This window comes from Flavobacterium sp. P3_A6 (assembly GCF_056403035.1).
Genome location: NZ_JBFUGG010000014.1, coordinates 39,079 through 56,289, shown reverse-complemented (window position 1 = coordinate 56,289; position 17,211 = coordinate 39,079). Strand labels below are relative to the sequence as shown.

Genomic DNA, 17,211 nt, shown 5'->3' with positions numbered 1-17,211 from the left:
AAAGAGAATTATTTACAGTTAGAAAATTGATTTGTGAAAAAAAACAGTAAAAAGAATGCGATTTGAAGCTATAAGTATCGTGTTTTTTTTGTATAAATAAATTTACAAAATTACTGTCTTTATGTTAGTTATCTGATAATCAGGTATAACATTGGGATTGTGGTGGTACTTAAGCTTTTAATATTTAACTTTAATAGGCAAAAGTACGTGTTTTGTAGTAGTGTGTGAATATTTAACATGCAAACAGAACATTGTTGGTTCTAAGAAATAAAAAGCCGTCAGAGTCTTTTTGTTTTTCTCTTTTTAGAATAATAATACCATAAAATCACCAAATCACCAAATCAGATGAAAATAATTCTACTTAAATCTCAGATTTTAGCTGTTTTTTTGTTTTCTGTATTTATGCAAATAACAGCGTTTGGAGCAACTATAACAAGTACTGGCACTGGAGGGAATTGGAATTCAGGGAGTTCTTGGGTTGGAGGAATTGTTCCAACTGCGGCTGATGATGTTGTAATAGCATCAGCAGGCACTGTAACCATTACTGCAGATGCTGCCGCAAAAAGTATAAGTGTTTCAGGAACTTTAATGGCCAATGACGGCGTTGTGTTTACGGTTGGAAGCAGTACGACTTCAGGGAATTTCACAGTAAATTCTGGAGGAAATTTTAGCACAGCAAATGGTTCCGGATTGTCAACAGTAATCGTTTATGGAAATTATATCAATAATGGCACTACCGATTTTTGGAAAAGCACCGTTATTATTGTAGGGGATTTGTTAAGTCCCTCTACTTCTCAATTACAAAAACAAGGAAATGTAGTGGTGGGAGGTAATATTATAGGTGATTTTGATCTGACTGGAGGAAATGGGATTGGTCAAATTTATGCTGTAAATCCTAATGCAACAGTAACAATAACACCGGTTTCCATAGATAATAATGTGCCACCAGGAACAACTGTCAATAGTCCTCCTGAAACCCAAAGTTTTGTTGATTTAGTAAATTTAGTTTTATATGGAATATGTCCTTATACAGTTAGCGGCACTTCAAATGCTATCGTCTGCACAAGTACGCCTACAGCTTCTTTTACGGTTGTTACTAGTGGCAGCTCACCTTCATATCAATGGCAGGTAAATTCTGGTTCTGGCTGGAGTGATTTGACAAATTCTGCCCCGTATTCGGGAGTTACAACAAATACTCTTACGGTAACAATTTCTGGAACAGGATTAAGCGGGAATAAATATAGAGCAAAAATTACTTCTGGAGGATGTACTAAAAACGGGGATTATGGAACGTTAACCATAACTGCAGTTGCTCCATCAACTCCAGGTACTATTACGGGAACCACTCCGCAATGTCCTTCAAATACAGGGCAAATATATACAATTGCAGCTGTGTCTGGAGCTACATCATATACTTGGACAGTGCCATCAGGCTGGACAATAAATTCTGGAAACGGCACAACATCAATTTTTGTAACAACAGGATTGGTTGGGAATAATGGAAATATCAGCGTTACGGCTAGTAATGGTTGCGGAACAAGTGCGGCTAAAACCCTTGCAGTAACGGTTGTTGCCACTACAGTGACAGCAGGAACAGTAAGTACAAGTGCTAGTTATTGTTCTTATACAAACAGTACAACATTAACATTGTCCGGTACTTCTCTGCCTATTGGTAATGGAGCAGGGAAAGCAAGTGTAATAAGATGGGAAAGCTCAGTAGATGATTTTATAACAAGCACCGTGATTGCCAATACAACTACAACTTTAACCGTAACTGATTTAAGTCTGACAACTAAGTTTAGAGCGATTGTGTTAGCAAATTCTGGAGGCTGTCCTGAGGATTCTGCTCCTGCAACGATTACGGTTAATGCAAATCCAACTTCTATTGTTAGCGGAACAGCAACGACATGCAGCGGTACATCAAAAGCTATATCTATAGCCTTGACCGGCACAGGTCCATGGAATTTAACTTATACTGATGGAACGACTTCAGTTCCAGTTACTGGCATAGCTTCAAGTCCATATACTTTTAATGTTACGCCATCATCGACTAAAACATATACAGTAACGGCATTAAGTGATTCAAAATGTACAGCTGTTGCAGCAGACATGACGGGTAGTGCTACAATTACGGTTAATGCGATTCCTACAGCAACTATCAGCGGAACAGCCAGTGTTTGTCAAGGAAGCGCTGCGCCTAATATTACTTTTACAAACCCTCAGGCATCAGCAGTAACCATTACATACAATATTAATGGAGGAGCTAATACAACTGTTAATGTTGGAGCAAGCACAACTGCGTCAGTATCGACCCCAACAGCTGTTGCTGGTACATTTGCATACAATTTGGTAAGCGTTGCTTATCAAGGTTCTCCGGCTTGCAGCACTTCAATCACAGGAACGGCTACTGTAACGGTTAATGCTACACCTTCTGCAACCATCAGTGGGACAACCAGTGTTTGCCAAGGAGGCACCGCTCCTAATATTACTTTTACAAATCCACAAACTGCTGCAGTAACCATTACATACAATATTAATGGAGGTGCTAGTGCGACTGTTAATGTTGGAGCGAGTACTACTGCGTCAGTATCGGCACCTACAGTTGCCGCTGGTACATTTGCATATAATTTGGTAAGCGTTGCTTATCAAGGTTCTCCGGCTTGCAGCACTTCAATCACAGGAACTGCAACTGTAACGGTTAATGCTACTCCTGCAGCAACTATCAGCGGAACAGCCAGTGTTTGTCAAGGAGGCACCGCTCCTAATATTACTTTTACAAATCCTCAAACAGCAGCAGTAACCATTACATACAATATTAATGGGGGGGCTAGTGCGACCGTTAATGTAGGAGCAAGCACAACCGCGACGGTATCGGTACCTACAGTTGCCGCTGGCACATTTGCATATAATTTGGTAAGTGTTGCTTATCAAGGTTCTCCGGCTTGCAGCACTTCAATCACAGGAACTGCAACTGTAACGGTTAATGCTACTCCTGCAGCAGCTATCAGCGGAACAGCCAGTGTTTGTCAAGGAGGCACTGCTCCTAATATTACTTTTACAAATCCTCAAACAGCAGCAGTAACCATTACATACAATATTAATGGGGGAGCTAGTTCGAGTGTTAATGTCGGGGCAAGCACAACTGCGACAGTATCGGCATCTACAGTTGCCGCTGGTACATTTGCATATAATTTGGTAAGTATTGCTTATCAAGGTTCTCCAGCTTGCAGCACTTCAATCACAGGAGTGGCAACTATAACGGTTAATCCCATACCAGCAATAACAGGACAGCCATCTGGCAGTACAGTATGCGCAACAGGCGATACTTCATTTACAGTAGCAGCTTCTGGATTAGGAGTAACATACCAGTGGCAGTTAAGCACTAATGGAGGGACAATTTTTAATAATCTTTCCAATGGTGCACCCTATTCAAATGTAACAGCAGCTACGATGAACATCACGGCAGCAACTGCTGCCATGAATACCTATCAGTATCGCTGTGTGGTAAGCGGCACCTGTACGCCATCGGTGACTTCAAATGCAGTAACGCTAAACGTAAATACCGATTCGGGAAATATTTCTTTGAATGGAGTAGCTTATGCTTCAAATGGAAGTGCAGTTTATTGTCCATCGACAACAGCCGTTTTTAGTATAGCGCCGGTTGCTGGAGCTACAGGTTATACTTGGGGATATCCATCGGGCTGGGCAGTCATAAGCGGGCAGGGAACGATTACTTTAACTATAAAAACAGGCAGTAGCGCACAAAGCGGGACAGTTTCGATAATGGCAAATAATTTGTTCTGCCCGAGTTATATATGGGTTGCATTAAGTAATACTCCGCCAGCGGCACCTGCTGTTTCAGTCACAGCACCCACTTGTTCAGTTCCTACAGGGAAAATAGCTGTTAGTTCACCAGCCCCGGGAACTGTATATACTTTAACAGGCACTAATCCGGTGGTGGCAGCAGTAACAAATACTACTGGAAGTTTTTCAGGACTTGCTGCAGGTGATTATGCAGTAACGTCTCAAACAGGTGCAGCATGTGTTTCGGCAAGTGCATCTGCTACAATACAGCCGCTGGCTACAAAAACTTGGAATGGCTCCTGGTCACCTGCTGGCGCACCGTCTTTGAATGATTTTGTTATTTTTAATGCCGATTACAGCCTGCCAGTTTCAGTAAATTCTTGTTCCTGTGTAATCAATCCCGGTGTGACTGTTACGATTGCTTCCGGATTGGCTTTAAACATTATAAACGGTTTGAATGTGCAGGGCGGATTGATATTTGAGAACAATGCGAGTTTGGTACAGACAAATGATAATGCTGTAAATCAAGGAACAATAACTTACAGACGCACTACCCCTGGATTAAAAGATTTTGATTATGAGTACTGGAGTTCGCCAGTAGCGGCTCAAAAGCTGAGTGATTTGTGGGTTAGTGACAGATATTTCAGATATACTCTTGGGAATTGGGAAGCACAGGGAGGTAATGTTATAATGGATGTAGCCCGAGGATATATTATTCGTGTCCGTACAAGCAGTCCGCCTTTTTATCAAAGTGTTGAGTTTAAAGGAGTGCCGAATAACGGTCTCCAATCAATAAGATCGCAAGGGGTCAATAGAAGCAATTTAATAGGGAATCCATATCCTTCTGCTATAGATGGAGAAGCATTTATAATTAATAATGAAGCGGTAATTGGAGGGACATTGTATTTTTGGACGCACTACACCGCCAGACAGTTGAATACTGCTGGGACTGCCTATATTTATACTGCAGATGATTATGCTTTGTTTAATCTGACAGGAGGAACTGGCGCAGCTCCAAGCACCAATGGTACAGGTGTGATTCCTACGGGTGAAATAGCGGCAGGACAAGCCTTTTTTGCAGTTAGTGATTTGGATGATTATTTTAAATTTGATAATTCATTGCGATTGGATAGTAATGGTAATATTATAAATAACAGTCAATTTTTCAAGCCATCGGGGACTAAGAAAGCTGCAAAAATTGAGAAAGATAGAGTTTGGCTGAATTTAACCAATGATGGAGGTGCTTTCAAGCAATTATTAGTAGGCTATATTACAGGAGCGACCAATGATTTTGATAAGCTGTATGATGGCGTAACCCGCAATGGAAATGCTTTTGTAGATTTTTACAGTGTTAATAATTCCAAGAATTATACTGTTCAGGGACGCGGACTGCCTTTTGACAAAACCGATGAAGTGCCGTTGGGATATAAAACCACAATAGCAGGAACATTCCAGATTGGTATTAATAATGTTGATGGCGGCATGGTGAATCAGGCGATTTATCTGGAAGATAAAATGACTGGCAGCATTCATGATTTAAAGTCTGGGTCGTATTCTTTTACAACAGCAATTGGAACATTTAATGACCGCTTTGTGCTTCGATATACTAATACATCTAAATTAGGTACAGGAGATGTTGAAGCCAAAGGAAAAGGAGTTTTTGTATCAGTAAGGAACCGTGAGATTAAGATCAATTCTTTTGACCAGACTTTGGCATCCGTAAAAGTATATGATCTAAAAGGAAGCTTGCTGTATCAAAAAAACAAAGTAGACAAAAATGAATTCATTATTGATACTTTAAACGCCAGTAATCAGTTTATGATTGTTATGGTGCAGCTGGAAGACGGCAAATGGATAAGTGAAGAAATTATTTTTCATGATTAACTAATAATACTGTTTCTTTTAATGAAAGATCCATTCTGTTTGTTCGGAATGGATTTTTTTATTGCCTGAATTTGAGTGCAGCTGTATAGAAGGATAAAACACCATTTTTCAATAAATTATATCTATTAACTTTTATAAAATAGTCACCAGTTCGGAGCAATTATTTTTTAATACATATATAGAATTTATAGTGTTTTAAAAGAGCCAGATAGACGTTTTATTTTCAAACAGTCAATCTATATGAAAAATAGTGCTGTTTCTATTCATTTTTTTTTAAACAGAATTATACCCAACGGGTTATTATTATTGTCAATCGTTGAAACCGTTAACTATAGTTTTTTTTGAATAATGGCAGAAAAGCAAAATGTTTACTTTTTGATCCCCGATTATTTCACTTTGCTTTTATATTTTCAAAGGAGTTCAGTGAATTTTGTTTGCATTAGTACATTTTGTTTATAATAAGTTATGTTGAATTAAAATCTGCTTAACCCGTTTTATCCATGTGCCATTTTTATTTTTCAAAAGTTTGCATATTTTAAAGTTCTATGAGCGAATGTTCTGCTAGAAATATCGTTTGGGTTACTGAGATAATTCTTTTACAGTAAGAAAAAAGACAGTTCAAGACTATAGTGAATAGTGTATTAATACTGTAATTGTATTTTTTGTACATATAGGTTTACAATACAGTCGTTTTTTTGGTTAGTTATCTGTTAATCAAGTAAATTGGATGATTTATTGTAAAAGATGACTTTTATTGTTTAATTTTGACGCGTAAAAATACGTGTTTTGTTTTAGGGAATTATATTTAGCCTAAAAGAGAGTTTTTTTTCTTATTTTTACAATAATAATACCACAAAACCCCAGGTCATATGAAAATAATTTTACCTAAACCTAAAATTTTAGCTGCCTTTCTATTTTTTGTATTTGCCCAAACTATTGGGTTTGGCGCGACCATAACAAGTACTGGTGCTGGAGGAAACTGGAATTCAACAAGTTCTTGGGTTGGAGGTGTTGTTCCAACAGCGTCAGATGATGTTGTAATTGCATCTGGAAGCACAGTGACGGTTAATGTAAATGTTTCTGCAAAAAGTATAACTGTTTCGGGAACAATTAGTATTCCTTCCGATAGTAATATTAGCATAAATTCATTATTAGTTGTTATAACTTCTCCCTCGGGCAGTATTTATTTTAATAAAAAATCTATAATCACTTTTCCCACAAATGTTTCTTTGTATCTTCAAAATGGTACAAACAGTTTAAATACAGATGGTAATGGAGTTTGTAGCAATAACACAGAAATACATGTAGGCACGACGAACTATGCTGTTTGCACTGGAAGTGGTGCTGCATATACATTTGATCAAGTTGAAACTGCTGGAGGTATCAATACCGCTATTATATTATCAGGAAATCAGTACATCTGTACTTATGGCACTAATACGACAACATTTACTTCAACAGTATCTGGAGGTACTTGGTCTAGTGGCAGTCCCTCAATTGCTTCGGTAAACTCTTCAACAGGTGTTGTTACAGCTACAGGAGCAGGTACAGCAACTATAACTTATACAGTAACGGGTGTTGGAAGTGCAACAAGGGATGTTTACGTTGCTGGTAGCCCTGGAGGCGGTGTAAGTGCTATTAATGGTTCCAATTCGCAATGTCCAGGTACTACAGCTAATTATACAATAACATCTAATAGTGCTAATTCCAATCATACCTGGAGTTATGCTTCTGGCACTGGAGTTACTTTTGTTACAAGTGCAGATGGGCGTTCAGCTACTGCAACTTTTGCTTCAAATGCTACTTCGGGACAAATAACTGTGTATTCAACTAATGCTTGTGGATCTGGCTATGGAAATAATTTTAGTGTAACAGTTGATCCTGTGCCTTCTGCACCTGGTACAGCAGGACCACATTCACCATCTTGCACTCAATTTACGGCTCAATGGGCTTATACACTCTATGCGACAAAATATTATCTAGATGTTTCTACGAATAGTGGGTTTTCATCATTTGTTTCAGGATACAATAATTTAGATGTCGGTAATGTTTTGAGTTATGCATTAACTGGGTTAAATCCTGGGACAACTTATTATTACAGAGTTCGAGCATATAGTAATTGTGGAACGAGTCCTAGTTCTACTACGATGAATTATGCAACTACGGCTAGTCCAACTGTAGCACCAACAGTTACAGCAGCAACAAGCATAGATTGTAATCAGGCAGTACTAAATTGGAATTCCATAACTAATGCAACTGCTTATTATTTGGATATTGCCACTGACAGTGGATTTTCAACTTTTGTTTCTGGGTACAATAATCTATATATAGGATATTATCCATCATCAGGTTATTTTGTAGGAAGCTTGCCTGCTGGTGTATTATATTATAGAGTAAGAGCAACAAATGTTTGTAATGTAACTACGGGTAATTCTAATACTGTCTCTTTTCAAACAACTGCTCCTTTGGGAGGTTCGGTTTCTCCAGCTCAAACTATTTGTGCAGGAGCAGTTCCTACAAGCAATTTGACGTTAAGCGGACATACAACTACTGCTGGTACTGTTATAACTAATTGGCAAAGTGCTACTGATGCTGCGTTTACAACCAATGTAGCTTATATTTCTGAAACAACAAATGTATTAACTAGTGCTAAAATAGGTGTTTTAAATGTCAGTACTTATTTTAGAGCAGTTGTTCAAAATCAATTTGGATCTTGGTGTAGTACTAATTCGACACCAGTTTTAATAACAGTTAATAATTCGGTTTCGGCGGCTTCATCAGCTCCAACGGTTTGTGTCAATACAGTAATGACTAATATTACTCATACAACAAGTGGGTTTACAGGAATATCTAATAGTGGTGTTTCAGGAGCAAATGGCTTGCCAGCTGGAGTAAGTGCCTCTTTTGCATCAAATGTTGTAACTATTAGCGGTACACCAACTGTATCAGGATCATTTACTTACAGTATTCCATTAACAGGGGGTAGTTGTGGTGGTGCTAATGCAACGGGGTCAATTACTGTAAATGATAAACCAACAATTGCATCTATTTCTACGCCATCAGCATTGTGTGCAGGAGCATCTTTAAATCCAGCAACACCTACAGTTACTAATAATGGTTCAACAGTTACTGCTTCAGGCTGGCAATTGGAGACAGCAGTTTCAAGTGCAGTATATTCTAATATAGCAGTGCCTTATACAGTTGCTTACGCAGATAATGGAAAAAGGATTAGATATTACGCTACTAATGCTTGTGGGACTACCAATTCAAATACTGCTACTTTGACCGTAACTGCAAGTGTTACTCCTTCGGTTGGTATCGCTATTACAAGTGGTTCAAATCCGGCATGCAGCGGAAGTTCCGTAACCTTTACAGCAACACCAACCAATGGAGGAACTCCAACTTATCAATGGACTAAAAATGGAACAAATATTGGCGGAGCAACTTCTTCCACCTATACAGGCACTGCAGGGACAGATTTTGTAAGTACCGATATTATCCGCTGTGTATTAACTCCAACAGCAATTTGTGTTTCGCCCGCTACGGCAGCATCAAATGCAATTACTATAACAGTCAACCCAACCCCAACATTAACATCAGCTACACAAACAATTTTAGCCTGTGATGGATCGGGAGCTACTATAAATTTAACTGGTTTGTTACCGAATAGTTCTTCGACAATTAGTTATACCATTAATGGCGGAAGTATACTTACAGAAACCGGAGTAGTAGCAAATGGATCTGGATCTGCTACTTTTACAACAGGAGTTTTAACAACTGCTAACGATGGTCAAACATTACAAATAACTGGAGTGACTACTACAACTACAAGCTGTACTAAGAGTTTTGCTGGTATTGCTGTAATATTAAATGTTAAGTCCAATTCAGGAGCTATTACGATGAATGGAAGCACAATTATTCCATCAGGAGGTTCTACAACATATTCTGAATTGAGCAGTGTTAAATTTAGTATTGATATTGCTGGAGCTACAGGGTATATTTGGCATGTTCCTTCAGGATGGACAATAACTGCTGGTGATGGAACACGTGAGATAACTGCTACAACAGGATCCTATGATGATCTAGATATTACAGTTTCGGTAATGGCTATTAATAGTTTTTGTCCAAGTTCTATAACGGTTGCCTTAAGTTCTATCCCGCCATCAGCACCAGTTGCAAGTGCAATAGTTGCTGTTAGTTGTAATCAGTTTGGCAGTGTGACCTTTAATAATCTGCCTGATGGCTTTTGGACTCTTACTAAGATAAAAGGCGTAAATACTACTGATATTCCTGGATCAGGAAATACATTGACGGTTAATAATTTGACAGCAGGAGATTATACTTTTAAAATTACTAACGCTCGAGGAGCTACATTTTCTGGAATAATTAATGTTCCAGACATGCCTAGTACCACTTGGAATGGTGGAGCCTCATGGAGTAATGGTCTGCCTGACAATACTAAAAAAATCATTTTGAATGCAAGCGGTACTCTTACAGGCCTTATTGAAGGCTGTTCTTGTGAAGTCAATAGTAATAAGCATATTATATTTGATTCTTCAGGAATTTTAAAACTTGAAAATGATTTAAAAGTAGATGCGCTAGGGTCTCTAACCTTTGAGAACAATGCGAGTTTGATACAGACTAATGATAATGCAGTAAATAACGGATCAATCACTTATAAACGTACTACTCCTGGATTAAATGACTTGGATTACGAATACTGGAGTTCTCCGGTGGCGGGTCAAACTTTGGGTGGTTTGTGGCCGAGCGATCGTTATTTTAGGTATACAAATGGAGCTTGGGAAGCACAGACAAGTGGTACTGCAATGGATATTGGTCGAGGATATATCATCCGTGTCCGTACAAACAGTCCGCCTTTTTATCAAAGTGTTGAGTTTAATGGAGTACCAAATAACGGAATTAAAACAATAACTGCACAAGGTGCTAATAAAAGCAATTTAATTGGGAATCCATATCCTTCTGCCATAGATGCTGAAGCGTTTATACTTGATCCTGCTAATTCAATAATTACTGGATCCTTGTATTTTTGGACGCACTTCAGTGCTAGAAGATTAGATGGGACTACATATAAGTATGAGGCTGATGATTACGCTTTATTTAGTTTGTCAGGATCAATTGGCACAGCACCAAGCATCCAAAACGCTATTAATAATGGCACAATACCTCCTTCGGCTACAATAATTCCTTCAGGTAAAATAGCTGCTGGACAATCCTTTTTTGTAATTAGTGATAATGACGGTGACTTTACCTTTAATAATTCGATGCGATTTGATTATGAAAATGGCGGTGTCAACAATAACAGTCAATTTTTCAAGCCATCGGGGACTAAGAAAACGACAAAGATTGAGAAAGATAGGATTTGGCTGAATTTAAGTAATGATGAAGGTGCTTTCAAACAATTATTAGTGGGCTACATTACAGGAGCGACTAATGATTTTGATAAATTATATGATGGCGTAACCCGCAATGGGAATGCTTATGTAGATTTTTATAGCGTTAATAATTCGAAAAATTATACTATCCAGGGCCGCGGTTTACCTTTTGATAAAGCCGATGAAGTGCCATTGGGGTATAAAAGTACAATAGCAGGAACATTCCAGATTGGTATTGATAATGTTGATGGCAGTATGGTGAATCAGGCGATTTATTTGGAAGATAAAGTGACCAATACTATTCATGATTTAAAGTCTGGATCATATTCTTTTACAACAGCAACGGGTGTATTTAATGACCGCTTTGTACTGCGTTATACCAATACTTCTAAATTAGGTACAGGAGATGTTGAAGCCAAAGGAAAAGGAGTTTTTGTGTCGGTAAGGAACCGTGAGATAAAGATCAATTCTTTTGACCAGACAATGAGTTCTGTAAAAGTATATGACCTGAAAGGAAGCTTAGTGTATGAAAAAAACAAAGTAGACAAGAATGAATTCATTGTTGACACTTTATACGCCAGTAATCAGTTTATGATTGTAATGATACAATTGGAAGACGGTAAATGGATAAGTGAAGAAATTATTTTTCACGATTAAACGATAATCTTTTTTTAAAATTTTGATCCCATTCTGTTTATTCAGAATGGGATTTTTTTGTTCTACTAATTTAAGATTTCAAGGAAAATAAACATACTGCGTTTGAATCAAACTAAAGGCTATTTGACATCCATTTGAATATATTTTTGAAGGTTGATTTTTTTATGGTAAATGTAATTCGTGAAATTTTCTCTAAACATAAATAATGTTTTTTCTTGTTAATTTTTGTATTTAATTTTATAATAATTAAATTCTTTGTAGGTTAATTATCGCCAATATATTCTAAAAGATGTATTTAATCGATAAAAATTGCTTTTACACGATTTATTTAATTTATTGCTTAAGTTTATATAGTTATAAAAAAATATTTAAAATTAAATACTTTAGAGTTTTGGTTATAAAGTTAGTATGAATTAAGTTTTAGCCATTTCTTGGTTGCTAAATGTGTTGTTTGCTATTTAAAATAGTGCAGATATTAGTAGATGGTGATTTGAAAAGTAGTTTGTTTATTTTATCAATGAAATAAACAGTGAGTATAATCCTAATCTGCTTTATTCAAATGAAAAAAAGTTTTCTTTTATTTCCTGCGTTGTTTTTGATTTCTCAATTTTCTTTTGGTCAAACTGCAAGCAGTTATACTTTTACGGCCATACAAGGGAATTACATTTCGCTTACAGGAGTTCCTGGAGCTGTAGATACTTCTTTGGGAGCAACAGCTGATACAGGTGTTTCTACAAGTATTGCCTTGCCGTTTGCTGTTACTTTTGCAGGTACAGTTTATTCTTCAATACAAGTTTCGCCCAATGGCTGGCTTAGTTTTGGGACGCCTACAGTAACAGATGCTCAAAATAGTACCAATTCACTGGTAAATGCTGGTGTTGTAAAACCTGTTTTGTTTCCTTTATGGGATGATTTAAAGTGTACAGTAAAACCCAGATATGTAACAACCGGTATTTATCCTCACAGAAGATTTAAAGTGGAATGGAGTCAGCAAAAATGGGATGCCCAATCTTCGGGAGATACGGTTTCGTTTCAGGTTTGGTTTTTTGAAACTACCAATGTAATTGAATATTTATATAGCCAAGGTGCCACAGCGGTTTCCAATAGTTCGAGTGGTGCATCAATTGGAATGTGCGATGCAAATGGAAATTATTTAGCGCTTACAAATTCTGGAGCAAGTCCATCGGCTGATTATACTGTTTTTACTGATAACATTAGTACAAAGCCAGCATCAGGACAAATTTATAGATTTACGCCGCCATCAACAGCGGGTCTTATAGCCAGTAAATACTGTTTTACTGCATCGGCAGCCACTTATGGGATCCTAACTGGAACTTCGCCGGTTGGAGGGATTGGTGCAGTAGATGATGACGGTATTACAAATCCCATTACGCTGGACTTTCCGTTTTTGTTTGCGGGTACTACTTATACAAATGTAAAGGCATCTTCAAACGGCTGGCTTACTTTTGGATCACCAACGATTACAAATGCTCAGAATGCGGCAAACAGCGCGACAAATGCCGCATTAATAAAACCTGTTTTGATGTCCCTTTGGGATGATTTGAAATGCACGGAGAAAATTAGATATGTTACGGTTGGCGCTGCTCCTGACAGGATATTTAAAATAGAATGGTACCATCAAAAATGGGATCATACAGCCAATGGAGATGTAATATCTTTTCAAATATGGCTGTATGAGGGCACTAATATAATTGAGTATTATTATAACCAAGAAGCAATTGCCGTAAAATCGCCCTCGGCGACTATTGGGATTTATGATGCAAATGGGAATTATTTAACCCTGAGCGATTCAGGAGCAAGTCCAACGGCACAGTCTGGAACATTTACTACTACTATAGCGTCCAGACCTGCATCGGGACAAGTGTATCAATTTAAGCCGCCGCCTACAATATCCTATCCGGGTAATGCTTATATTGCTATTGGCAAGGTAGCAGTTACGCAAACAGGTGCTGCTGGAGGAACATATTCAGCTACGCCGCCGGGGCTGAGTTTGAACTCTTCAACGGGTGAAGTCAATTTAGCGGCAAGTGCTGGAGGAACGTTTACTATAGCTTATACTGTGGCTGGCTGTTCTAATGCATCGGCAGTAATGACTATTTTTCCTCTACTGCCTGCTCCTACAGCCACTGTGACAGAGGCTTCGTGTGCAGCAGGCACTGATGGCGCGATTACGATAACTAATATGAACAATGCCATAAAATTTATCAGTGCCGATACTGACTATATTGATTTAGGAAGTCCTTTGCTTTCCAATAAAAGTGCTTTCACTATTGAGGGCTGGATAAAATTTAATATCGCCGATGTTACGGGCAGGATGAGCTTGTTTGGGCAAAATGATGCTATAGAGTTTGGGTTTGCAAATTCATCAACTATTGAGTTGTCAACGCCAGCTACAGGGTCAGTTACTGCCGCTCTCCCAGCTTCTCTTGGCGATGGTTCTTGGCATCATATAGCGGCGGTAGGAAATGGTTCTACTGTCAAGATATATTTAAACGGAGTTAGTGTTGCCGTTACTGGCGGAGTAGTCACTACTTCAAACTACGGCAGTTCCTCTTATAATACTAAGATTGGAAGCGGTGTCTATAATGCAACAGGAGATTCATTTACAGGACAAGTAGCAAAGTTAGGATTGTATAGTACAGCACTTTCAGCGGGTGGCATTGTTGCTCTGGCAATTGGACTAACTACTTATTCCGGTTATGAAGCAGGAATCATTGCAGGGTATAATATTAATGTAGGTTCTGGAACTACAATTTATTCTTATCCAGCTGGTAACAACGGAACTTTTCAAAACACTCCGGAATGGATTGATCCTTATACTTATTTTTGGCAAAAAATAGGAAATGCCGGTTTTTCTGCTATTACAAAGAATTTAACTGGTTTATCACCGGGTGATTATAGAGTGACCGTTTCATTAATTGGCGTGAGCAGTCCTAATGCAGTTACTTTTTCGGTTGGATCTGCCAGTGTTGTGACGGCATCGGCTGGAACGGGAGTAGACTGCAGTAGTAATTTTACGGCAAATTGGGCAGCATCTGCGGGTGCGGTAAGTTATTTGCTGGATGCTGCAACAGATAGTGGTTTCACTAATTTTGTTTCGGGGTTTAATAATTTAAATGTAGGTAATGTAACGAGCTATGCAGTGACAGGAGTGCCGCCTGGGAATATTTACTATAGGGTTCGAAAAAACAGCAATTGTGGGGTGAGTACCAGTTCGAATGTAATTACCTATGACACGAAGCAAATAAATTCTCCAACAGCTATTGACGCAACGAATGTATTGTGCAGTGGCTTCAATGCCAATTGGAATGCAGTATCTGATGCTACTGCTTATTATTTAGATGTTTCTACAAATCCGGCATTTAGTACTTTCGTGTCGGGTTATAATAATTTATATGTAGGTAATGTTACCTCTATTTCGGTGATATCGCTAGCTTCTGGGTTTAGTTATTATTATAGGGTGCGGTCTTCAAACGCTGCCTGTGGTACAGTTGTAACGCCGTCTAATGTAGTTCAAGTTGATATTAATTCAGGGCCGACTTTGCCAGTGGTGGGATTAGTACATCAAATTAGCTGTGCCAGACCTGCGGGAAGTGTTGAGTTAAGCGGATTACCGGCTGGGGATTGGATTTTAAATTTTAGTTCTGGAGAAACGTATTCAGGTAGCGGAACAACCGTAACTATTCCGGGGTTGGCAACAGGAAATTATACCGTAACCGTTTCAGAAGGCGGGTGTTTTTCTGCTAATTCTGCAAATATTTCGATTGCATCATCTCCAATTTCGGAAACTTCTTGGGATGGAGCTACTTGGTCAAATGGATTGCCATCTCTTTCAAAAAGAGCAGTTTTTAATGGAGGAACATTATTTACAGTTTCAGCTAATATGGATATGTGTTCATGCCAAATTAACTCAGGTTCTGTTATTGTTAATTCGGAAATTGTATTATTTATAGATGGAGGTCTTGATATTGAGTCTTCTACTAGTTTAACATTTGAGAATAATGCGAGTTTGGTTCAGTTGAATGATACAGCTGACAATTCGGGAAATATAATTTATAAACGAGCTACATCTGGTGTAAAAGACTTTGATTATGTGTATTGGAGCTCCCCTGTTGCAGGTCAAACACTGGGACTTTTGTCGCCTTCCAGCGATAAATATTGGAGTTATGCCAATGGAGCTTGGGTTGCTGAGACTACAGGCAGCATAATGACTGCAGGAAAGGGTTTCATCGCTCGGGTTCCGCGATATACTTCTCCTCAAAACGCTGAATTTATCGGAGAGCCAAATAACGGTACCATTTTGATAGCAGCTCAAGGAGCGTTGAAAGCTAACTTGATAGGAAATCCCTATGCATCTGCAATAAACGCAGATTTATTTATTACAGATAATGCTTCAATAATTAATGGAGCCTTGTATTTCTGGACTCACAACACTTCCAGAACATTAAATAATGCGGGCACTAAGTATGTTTATACTTCGGATGATTATGCTGCTTATAATTTTACGGGAGGTGTGGCTACTGCCACGGCAGCCAAAAGCACTGATGTAAATGGAGACGGAATAGGAGATGGAGTATTGCCCTCTGGTAAAATTGCAGCGGGTCAATCCTTTTTTGTAGTTAGTAAAATTGCAGGAGATTTTATATTTACTAATTCGATACGAATTTCTGCAGTTGGAGGTAACAGCCAATTTTTCAAACAAGGCGGTATTGATAAAACAGCAAAAATTGAAAAGAACAGGATTTGGCTGAATTTAACCAATGATGGCGGTGCTTTTAAACAATTATTGGTTGGTTACGTAACGGGGGCAACAAATGATTTTGATAATTTGTATGATGGTGCAACTCTTAACGGGAATGCCTATGTTGATTTTTTCAGCATAAACAACTCTGGAAATTATACTATTCAGGGACGCAGACTGCCATTTGATCTAGCTGATGAAGTGCCATTGGGTTATAAAACCACCATAGCAGGAACATTCCAAATCAGTATTGAGAAGACTGATGGCGTTTTAGCTAATCAAGCGGTTTATTTAGAGGATAAAACAACGAATACTGTTTATGATCTGACCAAAGGCTCTTATTCCTTTACAACAGCAATTGGAGAATTTAAGAATCGTTTTGTACTGCGTTATACTACTTCTAAATTGGGGACAGATGATTTTGAAGCTAATGGAAAAGAAGTCGTCGTGTCACTAAAAAGCAGCCAAATAAAAATTAACTCTTTTGAGCATATTATGTCTTCGGTAAAAGTATTCGATTTGAAAGGAAGCCTGCTTTATGAGAATAATAAAGTGGATAAAAATGAATTTATTATAAATCATTTAGTGGCTGGTGATCAAATATTGATTGTAATGATTCAATTGGAAAATGGAAAAAGTGTGAGTGAAAAAATCATTTTTGATGATTAATTTTAATTTCAGTTCCGCTAATTTGAAATAAATTATACTGTA

Annotated in this window: 3 protein-coding genes; all 3 read left to right on the top strand. The window is 38.1% G+C overall.

Features of this window, described 5'->3' with window-relative positions; translation table 11 throughout:
- Positions 1 to 345: 345 nt before the first annotated feature.
- The 3 genes from AC1DVP_RS14220 to AC1DVP_RS14210 all read left to right on the top strand — a co-directional run bounded on the left by AC1DVP_RS14220 (position 346) and on the right by AC1DVP_RS14210 (position 17,169).
- Positions 346 to 5,688 (top strand): hypothetical protein, encoded by a 5,343-nt coding sequence (locus tag AC1DVP_RS14220; RefSeq protein ID WP_477184143.1) that lies wholly within the window; start codon positions 346 to 348, stop codon positions 5,686 to 5,688.
- 869 nt (positions 5,689 to 6,557) lie between these two features.
- Positions 6,558 to 11,738, top strand: coding sequence for a G8 domain-containing protein (locus tag AC1DVP_RS14215; protein ID WP_477184142.1), 5,181 nt, complete (start codon positions 6,558 to 6,560; stop codon positions 11,736 to 11,738).
- A 559-nt stretch (positions 11,739 to 12,297) separates the two neighbouring features.
- Entirely contained in the window at positions 12,298 to 17,169 is a 4,872-nt protein-coding gene (locus AC1DVP_RS14210; RefSeq protein WP_477184141.1) for a LamG-like jellyroll fold domain-containing protein, read from the top strand.
- The last annotated feature ends 42 nt before the right edge of the window (positions 17,170 to 17,211 follow it).

Bases quoted from the DNA above. Each gene is read 5' to 3' on its own strand.
- AC1DVP_RS14220 (WP_477184143.1), top strand. From the start codon at position 346: ATGAAAATAATTCTACTTAAATCTCAGATTTTAGCTGTTTTTTTGTTT.
- AC1DVP_RS14215 (WP_477184142.1), top strand. From the start codon at position 6,558: ATGAAAATAATTTTACCTAAACCTAAAATTTTAGCTGCCTTTCTATTT.
- AC1DVP_RS14210 (WP_477184141.1), top strand. From the start codon at position 12,298: ATGAAAAAAAGTTTTCTTTTATTTCCTGCGTTGTTTTTGATTTCTCAA.